The sequence below is a fragment of the Nocardiopsis sp. NPDC006139 genome, from assembly GCF_040614155.1.
GTDB classification, from domain to species: domain Bacteria; phylum Actinomycetota; class Actinomycetes; order Streptosporangiales; family Streptosporangiaceae; genus Nocardiopsis; species Nocardiopsis changdeensis.
Window position 1 is genome coordinate 337,820 of sequence record NZ_JBEXTT010000002.1, and the last position, 24,737, is coordinate 362,556.

Below are 24,737 nucleotides of genomic sequence, written 5' to 3' on the forward strand. Positions count from 1 at the left end.
CTCCATGACCGGGACTCCACACGAGGTCGCCGACCTGGCCCTGGCCCCGGCCGGGGTGCGCCGGGTCGCCTGGGCCGAGCGGTCCATGCCGGTGCTGCGCAGTATCCACGCGCGCTTCGCCGCCGAGCGGCCCCTGGCCGGGCTGCGCGTCGCCGCCTGCCTGCACGTGACCGCCGAGACCGCCAACCTCCTGCGCGTCCTGCGCGTCGGCGGCGCCGAGGTGGCCCTGGCCGCCTCCAACCCGCTCTCCACCCAGGACGACACGGCGGCCGCGCTGGTCGCCGAGTACGGGGTGGCCGTGCACGCCTGGGCCGGGATGGACCCCGCCTCCTACGACCGCAACCTGGTCACGGTGCTCCGGACCCGGCCCCACCTGCTGCTGGACGACGGCTGCGACCTCGTCCACACCCTGCACGCCGCCCGCCCCGACCTGCTCGAAGGCGTCCTGGGCGGCTGCGAGCAGACCACCACCGGCGTCATCCGGCTGCGCCGCATGAGCGCCGAGGGCGAACTGCGGCTGCCCATGGTCGCGGTCAACGACACCGCCACCAAGCGCATGTTCGACAACCGGTACGGCACCGGCCAGTCCACCATCGACGGCATCCTGCGGGCCACCAACACCATGCTCGCGGGCCGCACCGTCGTCGTCGCCGGGTTCGGCTACTGCGGGCGCGGCCTGGCCGAACGCGCCCGCGGCATGGGCGCCCGCGTCATCGTCACCGAGGTGGACCCGGTCAAGGCCCTGGACGCCGTCATGCAGGGGTACACGGTCGCCGCCATGGAGAGCGCCGCCCCGGTCGGGGACGTGTTCATCACCGCGACCGGCAACCGCGACGTGATCCGCGAGGAGCACCTCGCCCTGATGCGCGACGGCGCGATCCTCGCCAACTCGGGCCACTTCGACCTGGAGATCGACCTGGCCGCGCTGGACCGGCTCGCGGTCGCCGTGGACCGCGGGGTGCGCGAGCACGCCGACGAGTACGAGTTCGCCGACGGCCGCCGGGTCCTGCTGCTGTCCGAGGGCCGCCTGGTCAACCTGGGCGCCGCCGAGGGGCACCCGGCCGCCGTCATGGACCTGTCGTTCGCCGCGCAGGCCCTCACCACCGCCTGGCTGGCCCGCGCCCACGCGGACCTCGCCCCGGGCGTCGTGGACGTCCCGGACGAGATCGACACCGAGGTCGCCGGGCTGGAGCTGGCCGCCCTGGGCGTCGCCATCGACACGCTCACCCCAGAGCAGGAGTCCTACCTGCGCTCCTGGCACCCCTGACCGGGGCGTGTCCCGGCACTGGCCGGGAGGCGGCGCGCGTCAGGAGGCGGGGCGGTGCTGGGAGCGCTGCTGCTGGAGGGCGATCTGCTGGCGGCGCCGGCGCTCGGCCAGCACGGCCGCGAGGAAGTCCGCGGGCGCGACGCCCGGCGGCGGGGGCGGGCTGATCTGCGCGGCCACCGCGTCGGCCAGCCGGACGCCCATCTCGTGGCGGGTGTGCTCGGCCAGCTCGTAGTAGCGCAGGACGTACTGGCGGGCCGCCGCGGCCGTCTCCGGCGCGAGCCGGGACAGGTCGGCCCCCGACGCCCACCCCGCCAGGTACGGCGGCATGGGGATGTGCTCCTGGCGGGGGCGCCCCGTCCGCTCCTCCACGACCATGGTGCCCGCCAGGAAGTCGCCGACCCGGCGCCCGTCCTTGCTGATCATCGAGGTGATCAGCGCGATCACGCCGGTCGTCGCCCAGATCTCGAAGAACCCCGCCAGGGCCCGCGCCAGCGCCTGCCGGAACCGCTCGGGCGTCCCGTCGGTGCCGACCACGCGCAGGCCCAGCGCCATCTTGCCCAGGGACCGGCCGCGCGAGATGGTCTCGAACGCCGTCGGGTAGCCCACGAAGATCAGGATCATGCCGCCCAGGAACACCGCGGCGGTCGCCGCCGGGTCCACGGCGGTGCCCATCCAGGCCACCAGCACCATGTGCAGCACGAAGAGCGCGCCCTGCACGATCACGTCGATGAGCAGGGCCACCGCACGGGTCGCGAACCCCGCCGCGCGCAGGTCCAGGACCACCGCGTCCCCCGTGACCAGGGGCGTCGTACCGTACGCGTCGCCGCGCACCTCACCACCGCCGGGATAGGACACCGGTGCTGCTCCCTCGGGGCCGAACGGAACTTCCGACCCCGACACTACCCGCAGGCAGGGCACCGCGTTCCCACCGGCGGCGTTCCCGGGCCGCGAGACGGTAGGGTCCCTTGCGTGGATATCGACGTTTTCGCCGCGGCGCACAACGGGGACTGGGAGCGCCTGGAACGGCTGGTCCGCCGACGGCGCCGACTCGACGGCGCCGAGGTCGACGAACTCGTCGACCTCTACCAGCGGGTGTCCACCCACCTGTCGGTGGTGCGCTCCTCCGGCCAGGACCCCGCCCTGGTGGGCCGCCTGTCCGCGCTGATCGCGCGCGCCCGCTCCGCGGTGACCGGCGCCCACGACCCCGCCTGGCGCGACCTCGTGGGGTTCTTCACCCGGGTCTTCCCCGCGATCCTGTACCGGCTGCGCTGGTGGTGGCTGGGCATGACGGCGGGCACCGTCGGCATCGCGGCGGCCGTGGCCTGGTGGATCGTCGCCGACCCCGCGGTGATGCACGCGATGGGCACGCCCGAGTACGTCGCCCAGGTGGTCGAGTACGAGTTCGCGAACTACTACGTCGAGAACCCGCGGGGCTCCTTCGCCGCCCAGGTGTGGACCAACAACGCGTGGGTGGCGGCGCAGGCGATCCTGTACGGCGTCGCGTTCGGGGTGCCGACGCTGTACGTGATGCTGTTGAACGCGCTGAACCTGGGCGCCATGGCCGGGCTGATGATCGGCCACGGGCGGGCCGACGTGTTCTTCGGGCTGATCCTGCCGCACGGCCTCCTGGAGCTGACCGCCGTGTTCGTGGCGGGCGGCATCGGCCTGCGGCTGGGCTGGTCGCTCATCGCCCCCGGCGACCGCACCCGGCTGCGCGCCTTCGCCGAGGAGGGCCGCTCGGCGGTGGCGGCGGCGCTGGGGCTCGCGGTGGTGCTGTTCATCTCCGGCCTGATCGAGGGCCTGGTCACGGGGAACACGGTCGCCGGGCACATCCCGATCCCGGTGGCGCTGGGGATCGGCGTGCTGGCGGAGGTGCTGTTCCTGCTGTACGTGTTCGTGGTCGGCCGCCGGGCCCACCTGGAGGGCGAGACCGGGGACATCAGGAACGCGCCCGCGGCGGTGCCGGTGGCCTGAGTGCCCTGGCCCGCCGGGCCCGGGTGTGGCAGTGTCGGGCCCATGAGCGAAGCCCCCCACTGGTTCAAGAGCTCCTACAGCAGCTTCGAGGACGCCTGTGTCGAGGTGGCCTTCGGGGTCCCGGCCGGTGTCATGGTGCGCGACACGCAGAACCGGTCCGCCGTCGTCCTGGCGGTCGGCTCACGTGAGTGGTCCGCCCTCGTCACCTCGGCCGCGCGCGTCTGAACCCTTCACGGCCCGTCTGGCCCGCTCCGCGCGTTCACGGGCCTGGACGACCAGTGTGTTCTCCTCGCCCATGGCCGCGGCCCGTGTCCGGGCGACCTCGTCGAACATCGCGGCGGCGCGGGCGTGGTCCCCGCGCTCGGCCGCGTTGCGGGCCAGGAAGTAATCGGCCTGGCCGGTGTTCGGGTGATCCTCGCCCAGAGCACGGCTCCAGGCTTCGCGGACCCTGAGGAAGCCCGCCTCCGCTCCGTCATTGTCACCGCGGAGCATGCGGATGTAGGCGAGGTTCTGCAGCGCGTGGAGCGCGGTCGGCTCCTCCTCCCGCCCCTCGTAGGCCGCCAGTACCGTCTGAAAGCCCTGTTCCGCGGCTTTCAGGTCACCACGCAGCCCGGCGATGAGGGCGACCTGGTGCAGGCTGCTCAGAGTATCGGGGTGGTCGGGTCCGAGCCTGGACGCCCGGTCGCTGTGGACCGAGCGGTAGATCTCCTGGGCCTCGCCCCACCGGTCCAGGGCGCGCAGTGAATCGGCCCAGGCGTGCCGGGCGCGCAGCGTCTCCGGGTGCGTGCCGCCCAGGGCGGCTTCGGCCGTCTCGACGAGCCGGCCCAGGGACCTCTCCGCCTCCAGCCGGTCCCCGAGCAGCATCGCGACCCTGAAACGCCCCACGGAGGCCTGGACGACGGTTGGATGCCGGGCGTGGTGTACACGGGCCAGGACCCCGGCCAGCGCTGCATAGGCGGAGGCCTCCAGGGTGAAATCGCTGTCGGACTGCCACTGGAGCAGACCGCTGACGATGTCCGTCACCGCACTGTCGCCGATTCCCGCGCGGACGGTCTCCGCCACCAGGGGGTGCATCCGCAGCGCCGCCTCCCCGCCGTGCTCGCCCAGGGCGACCAGTCCGTGCACGATCAGGGCGTTGACGGCGCGTGCCAGCCCCACGTCGTCGAGGCCCTCCAGCGGACCGGACGCCAGTTCCGCCGGGGGCAGCCGCCGCAGCGGCACCGGCACCGCGTTCGACCCCAGGACCGCCAGGACCTGGAGCAGGGGGCGGGCGTACGGCTCCCGCTCCGCCACCGACCGCAGCGACAGGTCCCACACGCCCGACAGCAGCCGCCGGTCCACGTCGGGTCCGGTCACGAACGGCGCCGCCAGCTCGTCCAGCCGGTCCACGCCCTCCTCCAGGCGCGCCAGCAGCGCGCGGGCGTCGGGGAACAGCACCCGGTGCGTCGCCAGGATGCGCCCGGCCAGCGACAGCGCCAGCGGCACCCGGCCCAGCCGCTCCGCCAGCTCCTCCGTCCCGGCCGTCCCCGCCAGCGCCGAGTGGTCGGCCAGCGCCGCCGCCGCGGCCCCCGCCTCCAGCGCCTCCACCCGGTGGATCCGTGCGGGCGCCCACTGGGCGGGGTCGTCCACCCGCGTCGTCACCAGCACGAACCCGCCCGGACTGGCCCGCATCCACCCCAGCTGGTCGCCGGGCCGGTTCTCCGGATCCAGCTCCTCGGGCCGGTCGGCGTTGTCGATGACCAGCAGCCACGGCCGCGGCGCGTCGTCCAGGTGCCGCCACACCCACCGCATCGCCAGATGCCGGGCGGTCCGCACCTCCTCGGCCTCCCGCCGCGACCCGCCCAGCTCCACGGCGACCTCGATCATGCTCGCCGCGACGCTGCCGGGCCGCACCCAGAACACCGTCCGCCCCTCGGCCCGCGCCCGCCCGGCCAGCTCCGCCGCCACCGTGGTCTTGCCGAACCCGCCGGGCCCGGTCAGCACGTGCGGCACGGCCGCCCCGGCGCGCATCTGCGCCAGCAGCTCCCCGACCAGCCCCTCCCGGCCGCGCACCGCCGTCGCGGGGCGCGGCGGGTCCAGCACCACGTCCGCCCCCGGCGGGGGAGCGGGTCGCTCCCCGGCGTTGATGGTGAGGCTGTGGATGTCGCGCGCCTGGACCAGCCGCCCGTACACGCCGCCGTCCACCGAGTTCACGTGCGGTCCGGGGGAAGAGTCCATGCCCACATACTGCCGGAGTGCCCCACCGCCCGCGGGCGGACCGCACACGTGCGGGCTCGGTGAGCACGGGAAAGGGCGGGGTGGCCGGAACCGGCCACCCCGCCCCCGGGGACCCGCGCCGCTACAGGCGGCCCTGGGCCTTGAGGTTGATGTAGGCGTCGGCCAGCGCCGGGGCGATGTGCTCGGGCTCGGCGTCCACGACCTCCACCCCGACCCGGCGCAGCTCCGCCGTCACCCGGCGCCGCTCGGCCAGCGTGCGCTCGGCGGCGGCCGCCCGGTACACGGCCGCGGAGTCGTCGCGACCGGCCGCCATCGCCGTCACGGCGGGGTCCTGCACGGCCGCGACCAGCAGCAGGTGCCGCGCGGTCAGCGCCGGCACCCGGGGCAGCAGCCCCTCCTCCAGCGCCGCCGCGTTGAGGTCGGTGAGCAGCACCACCAGCGAGCGGGTCCGGCCCTGGGCGGTCAGGATCGCGCTCGCCGTGCCCGCCGGGTCGGACTCCAGCAGCTCCGCCTCCAGCGGGGCCATCGCCTCCACGATCCGGTGCACCTGGCTGCCCTTGCCGGCCGCCTTGACCTGCGCCCGCACCCGGCGGTCGTAGGCCAGGAAGTCCACCCGGTCGCCCGCCTTGCCCGCCAGCGCGGCCAGCAGCAGGGCAGCGTCCATGGCGTGGTCCAGGCGGGGCGTGTCGCCCACCCGGCCCGCGGAGGTGCGGCCGGTGTCGAGCACGATGAGGATGCGCCGGTCCCGTTCGGGGCGCCAGGTGCGCACCACCACCCCGTCGTTGCGCGCGCTGGCCCGCCAGTCGATGGACCGCACGTCGTCGCCGGGCACGTAGTCGCGCAGGGAGTCGAACTCGCTGCCCTGGCCGCGCACCATCGCCGTGTGCTGGCCCTCCAGCTCCCGCAGCCGAGACAGCTTCCCGGGCAGGTGGCGGCGGCTGTGGAACGGCGGCAGCACCCGCACCGTCCACGGCGCGGGCAGCGTGCGCTGCCGCCCGGCCAGCCGCAGCGGGCCCAGGCTGCGCACGGTCACCCCGGCGGCGCGGGCGTCGCCCCGCCGGGTCGGGACGAGCGTCGTGCGCACCCGGCGCCGCTCTCCCGCGTCCACCCGCAGCGGCTGCACCCGGGGCCCGGCGTGCGCGCTCGGCGGCCAGGCGTCGCGGACGGTCCCGCGCAGGCGGCGCCGCGTCGGGTTGGCCACGGTGACCTCGACGGAGGCGGCGTCCCCCAGTCGCAGCGACGTATCGCCCGCCCGGGACAGCCGCAGCGCCCGGGGGCTCGCCGCCAGCAGCACGTCGACGGCGACCGTCACCACCAGGGCGGCGACGGCGGCCGCGGCCGCCCACGGGCCCAGGGAGCCGGAGAACGCCACGGCGACGGTCAGCACCCCCGCGAGCAGGACCGCCCGGCCGGTGACCACCATCAGCGCGGCACCGGGACGGAGGACAGCACGCCCTCCAGGATCCCGTCCGTGGTCGCGCCCTCCAGCTCCGCCTCCGGGCGCAGCGAGATCCGGTGCCGCAGGGTGCCCTTGGCCAGCGCCTTCACGTCGTCGGGGGTCACGTAGTCGCGGCCCGACAGCCACGCCCACGCCCGGGAGGTGCGCATCAGGGCCGTCGCACCGCGCGGGGAGGCGCCCAGCTGCAGCGACGGCGACTGCCGGGTGGCCCGGCACAGGTCCACGGTGTACCCGAGCACCTCGGGGGCCACCCGCACGGTCTCCACGGCCCGGCGGGCCGCGTGCAGGTCGGCGGCCCCCGCCACCGCGGTCACCCCGGCGGCGCCCAGGTCGCCGGGGTCGAACCCGGCGGCGTGGCGGCCCAGGATCTCCACCTCGGCCTCCCGCGGCGGCAGCGGGACCGTCACCTTGAGCAGGAACCGGTCCAGCTGCGCCTCGGGCAGCGGGTAGGTGCCCTCGTACTCCACCGGGTTCTGGGTGGCGGCCACCAGGAACGGGTCGGGCAGCGCCATCGGGCGCCCCTCCACCGTCACCTGCCGCTCCTCCATGGCCTCCAGCAGCGACGCCTGGGTCTTGGGCGGGGTCCGGTTGATCTCGTCGGCCAGCAGCAGGTTGGTGAACACCGGGCCCTGGAGGAACTCGAATTTGGCGGTGTTCTGGTCGTACACCAGAGACCCCGTCACGTCGCCGGGCATCAGGTCGGGGGTGAACTGCACCCGCTTGTGGTCCAGCGACAGGGCCGCCGACACGGTGCGCACCAGCAGCGTCTTGGCGACACCGGGCACACCCTCCAGCAGTACGTGGCCGCGGCACAGCAGCGCCACGACCAGCGCGGTCACCGTCTCGTCCTGGCCCACGACCGCCTTGGCCACCTCGCGGCGCAGGGCGACCAGGGCCTGCCGCGCCTCATCGGCCGAGGGGGGTGCCTCGTGTGTGAAGGCGCTCACGTGCCGTCCACCTCTCTCGCTCTGTCGGAATTCTCCGTCGGTCCGGTCACCGCAGCCTCCGGGACCGTTCGTCCAGTTCGGCGGCCAGCCGCAGCAGGCCGCCGTCGTCGGCCGCGTACGGGTCGGCCCCCTGCGGGTACAGCAGCCCGCGCACGGTTCCGGGGTCGTCCCCGGTGCGCTCGGCGACCGCCGCGATCACCGCGTCGGGCGGGGCGTCCGGCCCCAGCCCCAGCCGGGCGCCGTGCCGGTCCAGGAAGCCCGTGCGCAGCGCGCCGACCACCCGGTCGCGCGCCGCGCGCGACCGGTACAGCCCGGCCCGCCCCTCGGTGGTCTCCGAGGCGCGCACCACCACCGGCAGCGACTCGGGCACCAGCGCGCCCATGCGGCGGCCCTGCCACAGCACGAGCAGCACCAGGCCCGCCGCCAGCGGCAGCAGGGACCAGCGCACCCCGGCGGGCAGCAGCTCGGGCAGCGAGGCCGTCCCCTCCTGCCGGGGCGGGTCGGGGCGCAGCCACACCACGGTCCCGGCGTCCAGCAGGTTGAGGGCCAGGGCGGCGTCGCCGCCCCGGTCCAGCAGCCGGTTGGTCCACGGGTTCCCGTTGCCCAGCACGGTGGTGGTCGTGCCGTTCTCGGTCACCTGGACCAGGGCGTCGCCCGCCCCGGCCGGGTAGCAGCCCACGGCGTCGGTCCCCGGAGCGGCGGTGTACAGCTCGCCGTGCACGTACGCGGAGCCCGCGGCCTCGGCGGCGGGCAGGTCGCAGTGCGGCTCCAGCGGCCGCTCCAGGATGTCGCGGGGCAGCTCGCGGCCGGTCATCTCCACCCCGGGGGCGAACGCCGACAGCGACCGCACCGAGGGGCGCACCAGGACGGTGTCCACGTCCAGGGCGGCCAGCCGGTCCAGCTCCTCGGGCAGCAGCCGGTGGTCCAGGAACACGACCAGGACCGCGTCCTCGGCGGCGCCGACCGCGTCGGCGGCGTCGCCGGAGGAGCGGACCACCTCGACCTCGCGGTCCTCGCCCAGCACGTTCACCAGGGCGCGGGTGCCGTCCGGGGCGACGCTGCCGGGCTCCAGGTGGCCGGTGGGGAACTGCTCCCCGCCCAGCGACATCAGCACGGACACCACGACGAGCGAGGCCGCCAGGATCGCGGGGAAGCGGGCGGCCCGCCAGAGGCGGCGGACGGCCGACTCCGGGGGAGCGCCGGCGGGGGGCACCGGGTCGACGGGGGCGGCCGGGCCGGCGGGGGCCTCGGGGGAGTGGACGGTCATCCGCGCGCCTCCTCGGGATCCAGGGCCGGACGGGCCGCGCGCAGGCGCTCGTCGAGCTCGCGCAGCACCCGGGCGGTGTCGGCGGTCGCCGGGCGGTCGCCGTAGACGACGTCGTTGAACAGGCGGGCGCCCTCGCGCAGCCCCCCGGCCTCGCCGGGCAGCGCCTTCGCGGCCTCGGCGGCCAGCTCCGTGGCCGTGCGCCCGGCGCGCGGCGCGATGATCGTGCGGTCCTCCAGGTCGACGCTGATCGCGCGCATCCGCTCGGTGACGGCGGCCGTGTACTCCCCGGCCTCCTCGTGGGCCAGGGCGGCCGCGCGGTGGTCGGCCGCCGACCGGGGCGCGGTCCGGTGGACGGCGCCCTCGCCGCGGCGGGTCCGCGAGGGGCGCAGCCACAGGACGAGCCAGAGCACCAGCAGCGCGACCACGACGAGCAGGACCGCGGTGGCCCACCCGCCGCCGACGCCCGGGACGGGGACCTCCAGGCCGGAGAGCCATTCCAGGAAACGGTCCAGCAGGGAGGGCTCCTGCTGCCCGTACACCGGGTCGCTCAGCTCCTCGACGGCGCGGCGGCGCCCCTCGTCCCCGGTCACCTCCAGGACGGCCGCGAACGGCGCCGTCACGCCCGCTGCTCCGGCAGGTAGATCTCCGGGCCGACCTCGCGGCCGGACAGGGCCGCGGTGTGCAGCTTCAGGTCCAGGCCCTCGCGCCGCATCCGCAGGTCGACGTAGAGCAGGGTGGTCACACCTACGGTGAAGGGGGTGGACACGGAGTAGATCAGGACGTTGCCCAGGTAGATGAGGGCCCCGGACGCGACCGTGGCCCACAGGGCCTCGGGCGCGATGAACACGGGCACGATCCCGGCGATGCTGAACGGCATGCCCAGCAGGTTGGTCACGAAGCCGATGAGGATCATCGACAGCAGGACGATGCCGAAGATCCGCCACCAGCTCCCCTGGGTCAGCCTCCAGGAGCGGGCCAGGGCCTCCCCGGCGCCGACGCGCTCCAGGATCACGATGGGCATGGCGAAGTAGAGCCGGATCAGGATCCAGGCGGACAGCGCGATGCCGCCGATCAGCCCGACCACCAGGGAGAGGATGATGACGGTGATGCCCGCCCCCTCGCTCCCGGCGTAGGCCAGGGCCACGCCCGCGACCACGCCCCCGATGAGGAGGAGCGCGACGACCATCGTCAGGGCGAACCCGATGAGCAGCTGGAGGACGGCCACGCCCACCGCCGGGCCGAGCCGCGCCCGGAAGGCCGCCCAGGTCTGGCCGGGCGTCAGGGTGCGGCCCAGCACGGCCATGCCGACCGCCGTGGTGAGCAGGCCGGTGAGGAAGACGATCCCGGCGTAGTTCACCAGGGCGCCGCCGTACATCGTGAGGACCGACCAGAGGCTGAAGGGCATCGGGTCGTTCGGGTCGACGGACATCGGGTCGTTGATGACCTGGTCCATGAACGTCCCGTAGTCGGCCATGTAGCCGCTGAAGCCGATGGAGGTGACGATGCTGGAGACCGCCATGATGATCAGCGACAGGCCGACCATGGTCTTGGGGTTGCGGCGGATGAGGGTGAACGCGCCGTTGAGGATGTCCCCGAGGGTCATCGGGCGCAGCGCCACCACGCCGGGCTTGGGAGCCTGCGGCCGGAACGGGCCGTGACCGGGCGGGTACTGCCCCGGGGCCGCCTGCCACTGGCCGGTCTGCGGACCGGTGTGGGGGCCGGCCCAGGGGCCCTGTCCGGGCTGCGGACCGTACCCGGGGGCGGCGAACCCCTGCGCGGGCGCCTGTCCGTACGCCGGCTGTCCGTACGCGGGCTGCTGGTAGGCCTGCTGTCCGTACCCGGGCGCCCCGTGCCCCTGCGCCGCGGGCTCGCCCGAGCCCGGTGCGGCGAACCCGGAGGGCGCGCTCTCCGCGGGGGCGCCGCCCGCGGGCGGCGCGAAGGACGGGTACTGGGAGGGGTACCGCGGCTCCGCGGACCCCGGCGCGCCCTGCGCCCCGGCGGGGTCGCCCCCCTGTCCCGGAGCGGCCCAGGACTCCGCGCCCCCGGCGCCGTCCCGGGCGTCGGGCACGGGCGATCCACCGTCGGCGGGCACCTCCGGGGCCTCCCCCGACGGGTTCCGGTGGTCGTCCTCCTGGGTCATCTGCCCCCGCCCTCCGTGAGGTTCGGTTACGCTGCGCAAGCGGACCGGGTTCCGCATTCACGTCTCGGAGAACAACCTACCGGCCGGTTCCCCCGAAGTCGGGCACGGTCCGGGCCCCTTCGCGGGCAACCGACGCACTTCATTCTTTTTGTATGCTTTCTGTTACCAACCGGTCGGGCGTTATCAAGGGCGCCATCACCCTCCCGGCCAGGGAGGACGCCCGAAGTGGCCGAAATCGGCCCCGGAAGGTCCCAAAGACATCGACCGCGCCTCCCACCGCTCCAGGAGATGGCAGGGTGGGGGACAATGACGGTTCCCCGCGTCGGACCGTGACGGCGCACCCGTAGACCGCACCGACGACGTTCGTGTTCTTCCGAGGAGAGAGGAGTAGGCGCCGCGAACTCCGCCCCACAGGGTGGGACCGACGCCCGGCGCCGGACACACCGATGAAGGGACGTGTACTGGTTGTCGACGACGACCTCGCCCTCGCAGAGATGCTCGGCATCGTGCTGCGCGGCGAGGGCTTCGAGCCCTCGTTCGTCCATGACGGCGACAAGGCGCTCGAGGCCTTCCGCGAGACCAAGCCCGACCTGGTCCTCCTCGACCTGATGCTGCCCGGCGCCGACGGCATCGACGTGTGCCGCCAGATCCGCGCCGAGTCCGGCGTGCCGATCGTCATGCTCACCGCCAAGAGCGACACCATCGACGTCGTCCTGGGCCTGGAGTCGGGCGCCGACGACTACATCGTCAAGCCGTTCAAGCCCAAGGAGCTCGTCGCCCGCATCCGCGTGCGCCTGCGCCGCACCGAGGAGCCCGCGCCCGAGGTGCTCCAGATCGGCGACATCACCATCGACGTCGCCGGGCACGCCGTGCGCCGCGACGGCGAGCAGATCAGCCTCACCCCGCTGGAGTTCGACCTGCTGGTCGCCCTGGCCCGCAAGCCGCGCCAGGTGTTCACCCGCGAGGTCCTGCTCGAGCAGGTCTGGGGTTACCGCCACGCAGCCGACACCCGCCTGGTCAACGTGCACGTGCAGCGCCTGCGCGCCAAGATCGAGAAGGACCCCGAGCACCCGGAGGTCGTCGTGACCGTCCGCGGTGTCGGCTACAAGGCCGGTACGGCCTGATCCGCACGAAGCGCCCATGACCGCAGCCGCACCCGAGGAGCAGCGGGGGGCCGACCCCGAGGGGGAGCGGCCGCCCCGGCCCTCCGGACGAACCGAGTCCGGAGGGGGCCGACGTGATGCCCGGGACGCCGACTCCGGGCTCACCCGCGCGTACCTGTTCGCCCAGCGGGCGGCCCGCGCGCTGGTCCGCGGCGTCCACACCAACTGGCGCCGCTCCCTGCACCTGCGGGTCATCTCCACGACCCTGGTGCTGTCCCTGGTGGTCATGGCCGGCCTGGGCTACGTGCTCATCTCCCAGGTGCGCAGCGGGCTGCTGGACGCCAAGATCGCCACCGCGGTCAACGACCACCGCGCCGGGCTCAACTACGCGCTCGCCGAGATCCAGGAGAACGAGACCGGCGACCGCGACCGGCTGATGTACAACATCGTCAGCGAGCTCGCCGGGCGCAGCGGCGACACCGGCCTGTACGGGGTCGTCATCCTCCCGTCGGTGGACGACGAGCTCGGCTGGGTGGGCGAGGAGTCCCCGGACAAGCAGCTCGACCTGAGCGTCCCGGAACGGCTCATCGACCAGGTCGGCGACTCGATGGGCGACCAGCAGTACCACACCTACGCGCGCATCATGAACGAGGCGGAGGGCACCGAGGAGCCCGCCCTGGTCGTGGGCGCCGAGCTCACCCACGCCTACGAGCTGTACTACGTCTTCCCGCTCCAGCACGAGCAGGAGATCCTCGACCTGGTCCAGCGCACCGTCGTCCTGGTCGGCGCGCTGCTGGTCGTCCTCCTGGGCCTCATCGCCTACGTCGTCACCCGCCAGGTCGTCTCGCCGGTCCGCTCCGCCGCCCAGTCCGCCGAGCGGCTGGCCGCCGGCGACCTGTCCGAGCGCATGACCGTCCAGGGCGAGGACGACCTGGCGCGCCTGGCCGTGTCCTTCAACGACATGGCCGGGACCCTCCAGGAGAAGATCCAGGAGCTGGAGGAGCTGTCCAAGCTCCAGCGCCAGTTCGTCTCCGACGTCTCCCACGAGCTGCGGACCCCGCTCACCACCATCAAGATGGCCGGCGACCTGCTCTTCGACGACCGCGACGAGCTCGAACCCGCCATGCGCCGCTCGGTCGAGCTGCTGCAGAGCCAGGTGGAGCGGTTCGAGGAACTGCTCGCCGACCTGCTCGAGATCAGCCGCCACGACGCGGGCGCGGCCACCCTGGGGACCGAGCCCTCCGACATCCGCGACGCCGTGATGAAGGCGGTCGGCGACGCCGAGCAGATCGCCGAGAAGCGCGGCATCAAGGTCGTCATGCGGCTGCCCGCCGACCCGTGCGTCGCCGAGTACGACCCCCGGCGGATCAACCGCATCCTGCGCAACCTGGTGGTCAACGCCATCGAGCACAGCGAGGGGCGCGACGTGGTGGTCACCGCCGCGGGCGACCGCGACGCCGTCGCCGTCGCCGTGCGCGACTACGGCGTCGGCCTCAAGGAGGGCGAGGAGCACTTGTGCTTCGACCGCTTCTGGCGGGCCGACCCGGCGCGGGTGCGCACCACGGGGGGCACCGGACTGGGCCTGTCCATCGCCAAGGAGGACGCCGCCCTGCACGGCGGCTGGCTCCAGGCGTGGGGCATGCCCGGCCAGGGGTCCCAGTTCCGCCTGTCCCTGCCCCGGCTCGCGGGCGCCGAGCTGCGCGGCTCCCCGCTGCCGCTGGTGCCCCCGGAGTTCTCGCTGGGCCGCGCCTACCCCCGTGAGGGGGGAGAGGACCACCCGTGAGCAGAAACCTCCTGGTGTTCGGCGCCTCCGCGCTGTCCTGCCTGTTCCTCACCTCGTGCGCCAGCGTGCCGATGACCGGCCCGGTGGTCCCGGGCGAGGGCGGCGACGGCAGCGCCGACCCCTACGGCGGCTACGTGCGGCTGCTGCCCGCCGGCCCGCAGGCGGGCATGAACCCGGACGGGCTGGTCGGCAGCTTCCTCAAGGACATGGGCAGCTTCGAGGAGGACCACGGGGCGGCCCGCATCTACATGCTGCCCGACACCGGCCGGGAGTGGTCCCCGGACGGGTCCGTCAAGGTCTTCACCGACCTGGACACCGTGGACCTGGAGACCGAGGTGTCCGAGGACGGGCTCACCGCGACCGTGCGGATGCGCACCCCGCTGGTCGCCACCATCGACGAGGACGGCAAGTACCGCCCCGGCACCCCGGGGACGCTGATGGACGAGACGTTCACGCTCGCCCGTGAGGACGGCGACCCCGAGGGCGAATGGCGGATCCAGAGCCTGCCCGACGACCTGATCCTCAGCCAGCTCGACGTGGAGCGCACCCACCGGCCGTTCAACCTGTACTACTTCAACCCGGAGGGCACCTCCCTGGTGCCCGACCCGATCTACCTCCCGGTGAGCACCGACCGGCTGGCCGAGCGGCTGCTGGCGCGCCTGGGGGAGGGGCCGACCTCCTGGCTGGGGCCCGCGGTGCGCTCGGAGTTCCCCGAGGACTCCCGGGTCGGCGTGACCGTGGACGCGGAGAGCGTCGTGGTGGAGCTGGACCGCGTCGGCGACATCGACGAGTTCCGGCTGGGCGCCCAGATCGCCTGGACGCTGCGCCAGATCCCGGACGTGCAGGAATTCACGCTGGTCGTGAACGGCGAGGAGGTGGCGTTCGCGGCCGCCGACGGCGACAGCGCCGACCGGCCCCGGCCCGCCAGCACGTTCTGGAACGGGGTCGGCCCGGGGGCGCTGCGCTCGGGGGTGCGCGCCTACTACTCCCACGAGGGGCAGCTCTGGTCCGCCTCGGAGTGGGACACCGATGTCTTCGGCGACGCCGAGCGCGTCCCGGGGCCGCTGGGCGCGGGCGACGTCCTCCTGGAGCGGTTCGCCGTCTCCATCGACGAGAGCACCGTCGCGGGCATCACCATGGGCGGCGAGACGGTCGTGACCTCCGCCTCCGCGCCCGGCGCCGCGGTCGAGGAGGTCCTCGACGAGGGCGCCTTCACCGAGCTGTCCTGGGACATCGACGGGAACCTGTGGGTGGTCGAGGAGATCGGCGGCCCGGAGGACGACCCCGGGGAGGGAGAGGGGGACGGGTCAGAGGAGGAGCCCTCCGATCCCCCCGCCGACCCCGAGACGCTCGCGGACCCGGCCCCGCCGGAGCCGGGGGCCTCCGCGGTCTGGGTGCTGCGCGACGCCCAGGAGGTGGTCCGGGTGGACGTCGGCGACCTGCGCGACGAGTCCCTGGTGCACTTCCGGGTGTCCCGCGACGGCGCGCGCGCCGCCGTGGTCACCGAGGTGGACGGCCGGCGCTCGCTCAAGGTGGGCCGGGTGGTCACCGACGAGGACGGCCGGGTGTCGGTGGAGGACTTCGTGCCCCTGGCCGGGGAGCTGGAGGAGGTCACCGAGATCTCCTGGAGGTCGGCCGACCAGCTGGCCGTGCTGGGCCGCCGCGAGGCCGGCACCGACCAGGTGTTCCTCGTCGCCCTGGACGGCGGCACCCCGCCCTCCAGCGCCGGCAACTCGGTCACCGGGCTGGTCACCATCTCCGGCGCGCCGGGCCAGCCCCTGGTGGCGGGCACCGACGACGGCAACATCTGGATCTCCAACGACCGCCTGAACTGGCAGACCGCGGTGGAGGGCAGCTCCCCCACCTTCCCGGGCTGATCCGGGGCCGACCCCCGGGGCCGACCCCCGGGGCCGACCCCCGGGGCCGACCCCCGAGGGCCGGTCGACGCCCGGGGGGGCGACCTCGATCACCGCGGTGGAGGGCGGCTTCCCCGGCTTCCCGGGCTGATCCGGTGGCCGATCTCCGGGGCCGACCTCCGGGGGTGTCCTCCGGGACCGGACGACGCCCGGGGGTTGACCTCAACCATGGTTGAGGCCCGATGCTCGGGTCATGGACACGACACAGCCGGACGATATGACCCGCGAGACCGAGACCGAGCGCCTGCGCGCGGTGGTCGCGACGCTCGAACACTCCCAGCGCGAGAGACTGCCCGAGGAGTTCATCGGCCTGTTCCGCGAGGACGCGATCTGGACCACGGCGCACGGCAAACGGCTGTTCGGCCGGAACGAGATCGCCGCGTTCACGCGCAAGGTCCTGCCGGGCTCCGTGCAGGAGGGAACGGTCTTCTACGAGGTCGAGCACGTGCTGTTCCTGCGCCCCGACGTCGCCGCCGTCAAGGCCCGCGCGACCTACCGCGACCCCGACGGCGCGCAGATCGGCAACCAGGGCAGCCCCATGTACGTGATGACCAAGGAGGGCGACCGCTGGTTGCTCACCGCCAACCAGAACACCGAGATCCTCGACGGCTGACACCCGCCGCCCGGGTTTTCCACAGGTTCGGGGAAGGGGTGGCGGGGCCGCCCCCGGTCGCAGATCCTCGAAGTATGGATGTCGGGAAGGCCCTTGTCAGGGCACTCGTGCGGATCCGGGACGCGCTCCTGGATCTGCTGCTCCCACGGGCCTGCCCCGGGTGCGCGGGACCGGCCGGGGGCGGCGCGCCGCTGTGCCCCATGTGCCGCGACGCGCTGGTGCGGCGGCCGCACCGGTGCGCGCCGCGCCCGGGGTGTCCGCCGGTCTGGGCGGCCGGCCCCTACGCCGGGCTGCACCGCCGGGTGCTGCTCGCCTACAAGGAGGGCGACGACGCGCTGGCCCGCGTGTGGGGCGGGCGCCTGGCGGCGGTCTGCGAGGCGAGCGGGCTCGTCGGCGCCGACACCCTGCTGGTGCCGATCCCCGGGCGCGGGCCGCCGCACGATCCGCGCGCCCCGGTGGCCCGGCTCGCGGCTGCGGCCTGCGGGGAGCACCGCGGCGGGACGCTCCTGCCGCTGCTGCGCCACCGGGGCCGGGTGCGGCGCCAGGCGGGCCTGGGCCGCCGGGAGCGGCTGGCCAACCGGGCGGGCGCGTTCCGAGCGGACCCGGTCCCGGCGTGGGCGGCCGGCCGCCGTGCCGTGGTGGTCGACGACGTCGTCACCACGGGCGCGACACTGGCCGAGGCGACGCGCGCGCTGCGCGCCGCCGGGCTGCGCGTGGCCGGCGCGGTGGTGCTCGCCGAGCGCCTTCCGACTGTGGACGGAGGTGAGACCCCGTTCCACGGGGAGAAGGTTTTACGAACGCCCCCGAAACCATGAAAAGTCCTTGTGTACAGGGGTTCGCGGTGTTTTTCCGGGGCTCGGGGCCGGGGTCGCCACCTGACATCCTCGCCAGGACAGGTTACGGTCACCGTATGGCACCCGTCCGGGTCCGTGGTTGCGTCGGAGTTCCGGTGTTCCTGGGAAGACCAGGGCACTCCTCCGGCAAGCCGATGCCAGGCGCAGGCGAAACGGCCCACGTAAGGCGACTTTTCGTCGACCGATCACGGTGCGCCTTAGAGGTAAGCCCTGCCCCGCGGAGGGTCCCGATGTCCCTCACGACAGGGAGAAGAGCAGTAGTCGCGGATAAGAGCGGCGACACTCTCAGCAGGCGGATGTGGGGACGAAGACCAGGTCGGCCGGACGGGTGGCATCCCATCGGGGGCCTCGCCATCGGGCGAGCCCCCGGGGAGCCCCTCGCGTGCCGCTTTTCCCCCGGCCGCGACGAAAGTCCCTTTCCCCAGTTCAGGGCTACCCGCGATCATGTGCGTGGGACGCGTGATGACCGTGTCCCCGGTGGGTATACGCACTTTCAACCGAGACGTGATCCGCGCAGAACCGGATCACCCGCAGAAGGGGGCTGACAGCGCGAGACCCTTCCGTCCCCCGAACGACGGAAGGTGCAGAAGCCAGGCTGGCCGTCACCTTCCCGACGGCCACGCGATGAAGGGGGTCCTATGGACATCATCGTCAAGGGTCGACGCACCGGTGTGAGCGACAAGTTCCGACAGCACGTCGAGAACAAGCTCGACAGGCTCTCCAAGTGGGAGAAGAAGGGCATGACCGTCGATGTGGAGGTGTCCACGGAACGCAATCCCAAGCTCGCCGACGTGAAGGAACGCGTCGAGCTCACCATCCGCTCGAACGGCAACGGCCCCGTCGTTCGCAGCGAGGCGGCCGCCGTGGACCGGCACGGCGCCCTGGACCTGGCCCTCGACAAGATCGAGGCGCGCCTGCGCAAGGCCGCCGACCGCCGCAAGGTGCACCGGGGCACCCGGGCCCCCGTCTCAGTCTCCTCGGCCACCGCGCACCTGCCCGGAGACCTGCCCCCCGAGGACACGATCGTGCAGGCGCCCCCGGCCCGCCGCAGCACGGAGGAGGACACGGACTCCGGCGCCGGACGGGCGGGCTTCTCGGACGAGTTCGTCGAGCTCGACACCCAGGGGGAGGCCCCCCTCATCGTCCGGGAGAAGTCCCACCAGGCCAAGCCCATGAGCATCGACCAGGCGCTGATGGAGATGGAGCTCGTCGGACACGACTTCTTCCTCTTCCACGACGAGGTCAAGGACGCGCCCAGCGTCGTCTACCGGCGTAAGGGCTTCAACTACGGGGTCATCCGCCTCGTCGACTGATCCGGCCCCTCCCCGAGGGCCGAGGCGGTCACGGGGGCGGCGGGCCGAGCGGCCCGCCGCCCCCGTGGGCCCTGGCGGGCTACACGGCGGTGGCGCCCCGCGCCCTCCGGCCGCGCCGCCGCTGCCTCAGCTCGTTCCGGCGCTCGCGCCGCTGCTCCTTGCGGATCCGGTGCAGTGAGACGCCGTGCGGCTCCTCCGGCTCCACCGACGGGGCGTCCAGCACGACGTCCTCGAAGATGCGGGTGACCGCGGCCAGCACCAGCGCCGCAGCGAACAGTACGCCGGCGACCACCAGCAGCCACACGGACATCCCCTGCACGATGGCGATCGCGGTCACGACGGCCCCGGCCACGGCCAGTGCCACCACCACCCAGGACCCGGCCCGGCCCCGGTGCCGTCCGGTCGGCGCCAGGCTGCCGCCCTGGCGCTGGAAGCCCCGGATGCGGCCGAAACGCTGCTCGTCGTCGGGATGGTGCCGTTCCCAGCCCAGGCTGGGGTCGGACGACGACGGGTGCCGCCGTCTCTCGATCAGGTCGTCGAGCACCTCCACGGGTGTGCGGGGCGATGGAGCCCCGTTCTCCGCGGTCTGCGCCCTCTCGGGCCCTTCACCGGTTCGCATGGCGGTCCCCCCTGAACGCTCATGTCGTCGGCCCGGCCGCTCCGGCACGGGCCGGGCGTCTATCGAAGGGTCTACCCGGATCCGGTGGATGAACGCGGTCCGCCCGGGACCGCGGCCTCCGTCGGCCGGGTCTCCGCTCCCCGGCGCCGGGCACGGTGCCCGGCCCGGTCCCGCCCCGCCTCGGCCGTCCGTCCGCCGCGGGCACCGGCGGACGGGGGCCGTCCACCGGGCGGGGCTGCGGCCCGCCCGCCCGCCCGCGACGGTTGGAAAACGGTGTGAATCTCCGGCGCCGGGTGCGCACGGCACCGGGGCGCCCGTACGTGCGAGGGGAACATTCTCCGCTGTTTCGATCGTTCACCTGGGGGAAAGGGCCTCCCGTCCCTCCGTCGCCGAGCGGACCGGGTACAGGGTGCACGTCCTCTAGGATGTAGGCCCGAGGGCCCAGGGACCCCCGCCGCCCTCCGCGGCCACGGGACAGCGGTCAGCGGGCCTAGATCTGATCTCCACGCGTGCCGTGGAGCCAACCGCGATCTGCGAGGAGCGCATAGGAAGTGCCAGGGATACTCAGCAAGCTCCTGCGCGCGGGTGAGGGAAAGATCCTGCGCCGGCTCAACAAGCTGAAGGACCAGATCAACTCGCTCGAGGACGAGTACGTCGACCTCTCCGACGAGGAGCTCCGGGACCTCACCCGGGAGTACAAGGAACGCCACGAGGACGGCGAGTCCCTCGACGACCTCCTCCCGGAGGCGTTCGCCACCGTCCGCGAGGCCGCCAAGCGCACCCTGGGCCAGCGCCACTTCGACGTCCAGCTCATGGGCGGTGCCGCGCTCCACCTGGGCAACATCGCCGAGATGAAGACCGGTGAGGGCAAGACCCTGACCGGTACCCTCGCGGTCTACCTCAACGCGCTCGCGGGCAAGGGCGTCCACGTCGTCACCACCAACGACTACCTGGCCAAGCGCGACGCCCAGAACATGGGCCGCATCTACCACTTCCTCGGCCTCGAGGTCGGCGTGGTCAGCCCCAACATGACCCCGGCCGAGCGCCGCAAGGCCTACCAGGCCGACATCACCTACGGCACGAACAACGAGTTCGGCTTCGACTACCTGCGCGACAACATGGCGCTGTCCCTGCGGGACACCGTCCAGCGCGGCCACTTCTTCGCCCTCGTCGACGAGGTCGACTCGATCCTCATCGACGAGGCGCGCACCCCGCTCATCATCAGCGGCCCCTCCGAGCAGAACTCCCGCTGGTACGGCGAGTTCGCCAAGATCGCGCCCCGCCTCAAGCGGGACACGGACTACGAGGTCGACGAGAAGAAGCGCACGGTCGGCATCACCGAGTCCGGTGTGGCCAAGGTCGAGGACTGGCTGGGCATCGACAACCTCTACGAGGCCGTCAACACCCCGCTGATCAGCTTCCTCAACAACTCCCTCAAGGCCAAGGAGCTGTACCGCCGCGACAAGGAGTACATCGTCAAGGACGGTGAGGTCCTCATCGTCGACGAGTTCACCGGCCGCGTCCTGGCGGGCCGCCGCTACAACGAGGGCATGCACCAGGCCATCGAGGCCAAGGAGCGCGTCAAGATCAAGGACGAGAACCAGACGCTCGCCAAGATCACGCTCCAGAACTACTTCCGCCTCTACGACAAGCTCGCGGGCATGACCGGTACCGCCGAGACCGAGGCCGCGGAGTTCCACCAGACCTACGGCGTCGGCGTGGTGCCCATCCCCACCAACAAGCCGATGATCCGCGAGGACGTCAAGGACCTCGTCTACAAGAACGAGGACTCCAAGTTCCAGGCGGTCGCCGAGGACATCGCCGAGCGCCACGAGGAGGGCCAGCCGGTCCTCGTCGGCACCACCAGCGTCGAGAAGTCCGAGCTGCTGTCGCGGATGCTCAAGCGCGAGGGCGTCCCGCACGAGGTCCTCAACGCCAAGAACCACGCCCGTGAGGCCGCGATCATCGCCCGCGCGGGCAAGCTCGGCGCGGTCACCGTCGCCACCAACATGGCCGGCCGCGGTACCGACATCATGCTGGGCGGCAACCCGGACTTCCTCGCCGACGAGGAGCTCCAGGCGCGCGGCCTGAGCCCGCTGGAGACGCCCGAGGAGTACGAGGCGGCCTGGCCGGACGCGCTGGAGAAGGCCAAGTCCGAGTACGAGGAGGAGCACGAGAAGGTCGTCGAGCTCGGCGGCCTGTACGTGCTCGGCACCGAGCGGCACGAGTCCCGGCGCATCGACAACCAGCTGCGCGGCCGCTCCGGCCGCCAGGGCGACCCGGGTGTGTCCCGCTTCTACCTGTCCCTCCAGGACGACCTGCTGCGCCTGTTCAACAGCAGCCGTCTGGAGGTGTTCATGAACCAGCTGAACATCCCGGACGACCAGCCCATCGAGTCCGGCATGGTCAGCAAGGCGATCGCCTCCGCCCAGGGCCAGGTCGAGACCCAGAACTTCGAGATCCGCAAGAACGTCCTCAAGTACGACGAGGTCCTCAACCGGCAGCGCAAGGTCATCTACGCCGAGCGCCGCAAGGTCCTGGAGGGCCAGGACCTGCGCGACCAGGTGCTGGTCATGCTGGAGGAGGTCCTGCGCGGCTACGTCACGGAGGAGACCGCCGAGGGCGACCCGGCCGACTGGGACCTCGACAAGCTGTGGCGCGCGTTCAAGCAGGTCTACCCGATCAGCTTCACGGTGGACGAGTTCATCGAGGAGAACGGCGACCTGCACACCCTCACCGGTCAGCTCATCGCCGACCGGGTGGTCGAGGACGCCCTCGCCGCCTACGACGCCCGCGAGTCCGAGCTGGGCGAGGAGGCGATGCGCGAGGTCGAGCGCCGCATCATCCTCCAGGTCATGGACCGCAAGTGGCGCGAGCACCTCTACGAGATGGACTACCTCCAGGAGGGCATCGGCCTGCGCGCGATGGCCCAGCGCAACCCGCTGATCGAGTTCCAGCGCGAGGGCTTCGACATGTTCCAGCAGATGCTGGAGGCCATCAAGGAGGAGTCGGTCGGCTACCTCTTCAACCTCGAGGTGCAGGTCCGCAAGAAGGAGGAGCCCAAGCTCACCGCCGCCGCGGCCGCCACCACGGCCGCGACCGTGGGCGGGAGCTCCGGTGCCGGGACCGTGGCCACCGCCGTGGACGAGGACGCGGAGGCCGCCGAGGCCGAGGCGCCCACCGAGGAGGCCGGTGCCGCCGAGGACGTGGTGGTCCCGGGCTTCGGGGAGGGGCAGCCCAGCCGCCTCCAGTACTCCGCGCCGAGCGAGGACGGCTCCGTCGAGCGCCACAGCGAGGAGAACGACGAGTACGCGGGCGTCTCCCGCAACGCGCCGTGCCCCTGCGGCTCCGGCAAGAAGTTCAAGAAGTGCCACGGTGACCCGGCCAACCGGTAGCCGTCGCTGAAACACGCCTGTGGGCGCGCTCCCCGAGGGGACCGCGCCCACACGTGTTCCCGGCCCCGGGTGGTTCCTCGGCCCCTGGCCGATGAAGGCGGCCGTTCCCGCCCGGGTGCGCCGCCGCTCCCGGTGCTCCGGAGGGCGGTCCGGGAAGCGGTCGCTGACGGGAAGCCGGCCGCCCGGGTTGCGCCCCGCGGCCGGTGGGCGCTCCCGGACGGGGTGCGCGTCCGCCGCTCCTGGCGGGCGGCCTGAGAGGCGTTGGCTGACAGGAAGGCCGCTGCCCCACCCCGGTTGCGCCGCCACGACCGCGGCCCGTGGGATGTTCCCCGGCGGGGTGCGTCCGCCGCCCCGGGCGGTTCTGGAGCGGCGGCCGCTCCGGCCCCGGGTGCGCCGCAGGGGGCGGGGCGCGGGGGACGGGCCTGCGGCGTGAACGGGTGCGGGCCCGCACCCGGGAGGGTGCGGGCCCGCGCCGCGGACGGACCGGTCAGTCCCCGTCCCCGGAGCCCGACCGCTTCGGGGCAGGCCCGCCGGGGCCGTCGGCGCCCGCGGAGGCGGCCGCCTCGGCCCCCTCCGCCGGCTCGCGGCCCGGGGTGGGCAGGTTCATCTTCTTGATGAGGAACATGAACACGAAGTAGTAGAGGAAGAAGTACGCGACGCCCATCACGAGGATGATCCACAGGCCCTGGGTATTGGACTTCGTGGCGTTGAGCAACAGGTCGATCAGGCCCGCCGAGAACCCGAAGCCCAACTGGGTGTCCAGGGCGTTGAGCACCGCCATCGAGATGCCCGTCAGCACGATGTGCACGCCGAACAGGACCGGGGCGATGAAGATGAACGCGAACTCGATCGGCTCGGTGATGCCGGTGACGAAGGCCGTCAGCGCCGCGGCGATCATGAGGCCGCCGATGTTGGTGCGCTGGGAGGGGTGGGCGCAGCGCCAGATCGCCAGCGCCGCACCCGGCAGGCCGAACATCAGCACCGGGAAGAAGCCCGACAGGAAGCCGCCCGCGTCCGGGTCCCCGGCCAGGTAGCGGCTGATCTCGCCCAGGTACACGTCGCCCGTCTCCGGGTCGGTGTAGGAGCCGAACACGAACCACACGACCGAGTTGACGATGTGGTGCAGCCCCAGCGGCAGCAGCAGGCGGTTGATCACGCCGTAGATCCCGGCCCCGACCGCGCCCAGCCCGATGATCCACTCGCCGAGGGAGTTGATCAGGGAGCCGATCAGCGGCCAGATGAGCCCGAACGCCACGGCCACCAGGATGCCCACGCCCGCCATGAGGATGGGGACGAAGCGGCGCCCGCCGAAGAAGCCCAGCCAGGTCGGGAGCTTGATCCGGTAGTAGCGCTGCCACAGCCACGCCGACAGGAGGCCGATGACGATGCCGCCGAGCACGTCGCTCGGGTTCTTGGCACCCCAGTTGACGATGAACTCGCCGCCCGATTCGAGGGTGACCCGCTCACCGACCTCGCTGCCGCCCTGGAAGAAGAGCAGCTTCGACACCCGGTCGAACACGAGGTAGCCCACCACGGCGGCCAGGGCGGTCGACCCGTCGGCGCGCTTGGCGAACCCGATGGCGACGCCGACCGCGAACAGCAGCGGCATCGCCTGGAACAGGGAGTCGCCTGCGGCTCCCACCACGTCCGCGACCCGCTGCATCCAGGCCAGGCCGTTGATCGAGGCCAGGCCGTCGGCACCGAGCAGGTCGTTCTGCCCCAGCCGCAGGAGGATGGCCGCCGCGGGCAGGACCGCGATGGGCATCATCAGGCTGCGGCCGAAGCGCTGCAGGGTGGCCAGCGCGGAGGAGGAGCGTTTGGGGGTGCCGGCCGCGGCTGCCGTGGCCGGTGTGTTGTCCGAACTCAAAGG

19 protein-coding genes are annotated in these 24,737 nt (G+C 73.3%); 10 read left to right on the forward strand and 9 right to left on the reverse strand.

From position 1 onward, the window contains the following. Nucleotides 1-4 precede the first annotated feature (4 nt). Entirely contained in the window at nt 5-1,267 is a 1,263-nt protein-coding gene (locus ABZ249_RS03670; RefSeq protein WP_355256757.1) for an adenosylhomocysteinase, read from the forward strand. Between the two features lie 39 nt (nt 1,268-1,306). On the opposite strand, the gene ABZ249_RS03675 is transcribed toward ABZ249_RS03670, so the two are convergent. Next, complete coding sequence (locus tag ABZ249_RS03675) at nt 1,307-2,122, reverse strand: RDD family protein (RefSeq protein ID WP_355256760.1); 816 nt, start codon at nt 2,120-2,122, stop codon at nt 1,307-1,309. A 114-nt stretch (nt 2,123-2,236) separates the two neighbouring features. On the opposite strand from ABZ249_RS03675, the gene ABZ249_RS03680 reads away from it, so the two are divergent. Both ABZ249_RS03680 and ABZ249_RS03685 read left to right on the forward strand, forming a co-directional pair. Then, on the forward strand, nt 2,237-3,241 hold the full coding sequence (locus ABZ249_RS03680; RefSeq protein WP_355256763.1) for a stage II sporulation protein M: 1,005 nt from the start codon (nt 2,237-2,239) through the stop codon (nt 3,239-3,241). A 42-nt stretch (nt 3,242-3,283) separates the two neighbouring features. Continuing rightward, nucleotides 3,284-3,466 carry a DUF397 domain-containing protein gene (locus ABZ249_RS03685; RefSeq protein ID WP_220565055.1) on the forward strand — a complete coding sequence of 61 codons (183 nt, stop codon included), beginning with the start codon at nt 3,284-3,286 and terminating at the stop codon, nt 3,464-3,466. On the opposite strand, the gene ABZ249_RS03690 is transcribed toward ABZ249_RS03685, so the two are convergent. The 6 genes from ABZ249_RS03690 to ABZ249_RS03715 form a co-directional block, all read right to left on the reverse strand. Further along, on the reverse strand, nt 3,422-5,458 hold the full coding sequence (locus ABZ249_RS03690) for a tetratricopeptide repeat protein (protein WP_355256766.1): 2,037 nt from the start codon (nt 5,456-5,458) through the stop codon (nt 3,422-3,424). The two genes, ABZ249_RS03685 and ABZ249_RS03690, sit on opposite strands and share 45 nt — an antisense overlap. A gap of 121 nt (nt 5,459-5,579) precedes the next feature. Then, nucleotides 5,580-6,881, reverse strand: coding sequence for a DUF58 domain-containing protein (locus ABZ249_RS03695; RefSeq protein ID WP_355256769.1), 1,302 nt, complete (start codon nt 6,879-6,881; stop codon nt 5,580-5,582). Continuing rightward, nucleotides 6,881-7,864, reverse strand: a complete 984-nt coding sequence (locus ABZ249_RS03700; RefSeq protein WP_355256772.1) for a MoxR family ATPase — start codon at nt 7,862-7,864, stop codon at nt 6,881-6,883. The genes ABZ249_RS03695 and ABZ249_RS03700 overlap by 1 nt, the downstream gene beginning before the upstream one ends. A 46-nt stretch (nt 7,865-7,910) precedes the next feature. Continuing rightward, nucleotides 7,911-9,131, reverse strand: a complete 1,221-nt coding sequence (locus tag ABZ249_RS03705; protein ID WP_355256775.1) for a DUF4350 domain-containing protein — start codon at nt 9,129-9,131, stop codon at nt 7,911-7,913. Then, nucleotides 9,128-9,751: a DUF4129 domain-containing protein gene (locus ABZ249_RS03710; RefSeq protein WP_355256777.1), complete on the reverse strand. Its 624-nt coding sequence runs from the start codon at nt 9,749-9,751 to the stop codon at nt 9,128-9,130. Before ABZ249_RS03710 ends, ABZ249_RS03705 begins: the two co-directional genes overlap by 4 nt. After that, complete coding sequence (locus tag ABZ249_RS03715; protein ID WP_355256779.1) at nt 9,748-11,271, reverse strand: glycerophosphoryl diester phosphodiesterase membrane domain-containing protein; 1,524 nt, start codon at nt 11,269-11,271, stop codon at nt 9,748-9,750. The genes ABZ249_RS03710 and ABZ249_RS03715 overlap by 4 nt, the downstream gene beginning before the upstream one ends. A gap of 446 nt (nt 11,272-11,717) precedes the next feature. Here ABZ249_RS03715 and mtrA point away from each other — a divergent pair, with 446 nt between their 5' ends. From mtrA to raiA, 6 genes are all read left to right on the forward strand, one after another. Then, the gene (gene mtrA / locus ABZ249_RS03720) at nt 11,718-12,395 is read left to right on the forward strand and encodes an MtrAB system response regulator MtrA (RefSeq protein WP_073376517.1); all 678 of its coding nucleotides are present in this window, start codon (nt 11,718-11,720) and stop codon (nt 12,393-12,395) included. 16 nt (nt 12,396-12,411) lie between these two features. Further along, nucleotides 12,412-14,157, forward strand: coding sequence for an MtrAB system histidine kinase MtrB (mtrB, locus tag ABZ249_RS03725; RefSeq protein WP_220565062.1), 1,746 nt, complete (start codon nt 12,412-12,414; stop codon nt 14,155-14,157). Then, a complete protein-coding gene (locus ABZ249_RS03730) occupies nt 14,154-16,034 on the forward strand; it encodes an LpqB family beta-propeller domain-containing protein (protein WP_355256784.1) in 1,881 nt (626 codons plus the stop codon). The genes mtrB and ABZ249_RS03730 overlap by 4 nt, the downstream gene beginning before the upstream one ends. A 232-nt stretch (nt 16,035-16,266) precedes the next feature. Continuing rightward, nucleotides 16,267-16,686 carry an SgcJ/EcaC family oxidoreductase gene (locus ABZ249_RS03735; protein ID WP_355256787.1) on the forward strand — a complete coding sequence of 140 codons (420 nt, stop codon included), beginning with the start codon at nt 16,267-16,269 and terminating at the stop codon, nt 16,684-16,686. Nucleotides 16,687-16,760: 74 nt separating this feature from the next. Beyond that, nucleotides 16,761-17,501 (forward strand): phosphoribosyltransferase family protein, encoded by a 741-nt coding sequence (locus ABZ249_RS03740; protein WP_355256790.1) that lies wholly within the window; start codon nt 16,761-16,763, stop codon nt 17,499-17,501. A 677-nt stretch (nt 17,502-18,178) separates the two neighbouring features. Beyond that, complete coding sequence (gene raiA / locus ABZ249_RS03745) at nt 18,179-18,853, forward strand: ribosome-associated translation inhibitor RaiA (protein WP_355256793.1); 675 nt, start codon at nt 18,179-18,181, stop codon at nt 18,851-18,853. A gap of 79 nt (nt 18,854-18,932) precedes the next feature. Here the strand turns inward: raiA and ABZ249_RS03750 are convergent, their stop codons facing one another. Beyond that, nucleotides 18,933-19,472, reverse strand: a complete 540-nt coding sequence (locus tag ABZ249_RS03750) for a hypothetical protein (protein WP_355256796.1) — start codon at nt 19,470-19,472, stop codon at nt 18,933-18,935. A 551-nt stretch (nt 19,473-20,023) separates the two neighbouring features. Here ABZ249_RS03750 and secA point away from each other — a divergent pair. Further along, complete coding sequence (gene secA, locus ABZ249_RS03755; protein ID WP_355256799.1) at nt 20,024-22,867, forward strand: preprotein translocase subunit SecA; 2,844 nt, start codon at nt 20,024-20,026, stop codon at nt 22,865-22,867. Between the two features lie 487 nt (nt 22,868-23,354). Here the strand turns inward: secA and ABZ249_RS03760 are convergent, their stop codons facing one another. Then, nucleotides 23,355-24,734 carry a PTS transporter subunit EIIC gene (locus ABZ249_RS03760; RefSeq protein WP_355256802.1) on the reverse strand — a complete coding sequence of 460 codons (1,380 nt, stop codon included), beginning with the start codon at nt 24,732-24,734 and terminating at the stop codon, nt 23,355-23,357. Nucleotides 24,735-24,737 lie beyond the last annotated feature (3 nt).

Coding starts and splice junctions, on each gene's coding strand:
- ABZ249_RS03670 (WP_355256757.1), top strand. CDS start 5: ATGACCGGGACTCCACACGAGGTCGCCGACCTGGCCCTGGCCCCGGCC.
- ABZ249_RS03685 (WP_220565055.1), top strand. CDS start 3,284: ATGAGCGAAGCCCCCCACTGGTTCAAGAGCTCCTACAGCAGCTTCGAG.
- ABZ249_RS03690 (WP_355256766.1), bottom strand. CDS start 5,458: ATGGACTCTTCCCCCGGACCGCACGTGAACTCGGTGGACGGCGGCGTG.
- ABZ249_RS03695 (WP_355256769.1), bottom strand. CDS start 6,881: ATGGTGGTCACCGGCCGGGCGGTCCTGCTCGCGGGGGTGCTGACCGTC.
- ABZ249_RS03705 (WP_355256775.1), bottom strand. CDS start 9,131: ATGACCGTCCACTCCCCCGAGGCCCCCGCCGGCCCGGCCGCCCCCGTC.
- ABZ249_RS03715 (WP_355256779.1), bottom strand. CDS start 11,271: ATGACCCAGGAGGACGACCACCGGAACCCGTCGGGGGAGGCCCCGGAG.
- mtrA (WP_073376517.1), top strand. CDS start 11,718: ATGAAGGGACGTGTACTGGTTGTCGACGACGACCTCGCCCTCGCAGAG.
- mtrB (WP_220565062.1), top strand. CDS start 12,412: ATGACCGCAGCCGCACCCGAGGAGCAGCGGGGGGCCGACCCCGAGGGG.
- ABZ249_RS03735 (WP_355256787.1), top strand. CDS start 16,267: ATGGACACGACACAGCCGGACGATATGACCCGCGAGACCGAGACCGAG.
- ABZ249_RS03740 (WP_355256790.1), top strand. CDS start 16,761: ATGGATGTCGGGAAGGCCCTTGTCAGGGCACTCGTGCGGATCCGGGAC.
- raiA (WP_355256793.1), top strand. CDS start 18,179: ATGGACATCATCGTCAAGGGTCGACGCACCGGTGTGAGCGACAAGTTC.
- ABZ249_RS03750 (WP_355256796.1), bottom strand. CDS start 19,472: ATGCGAACCGGTGAAGGGCCCGAGAGGGCGCAGACCGCGGAGAACGGG.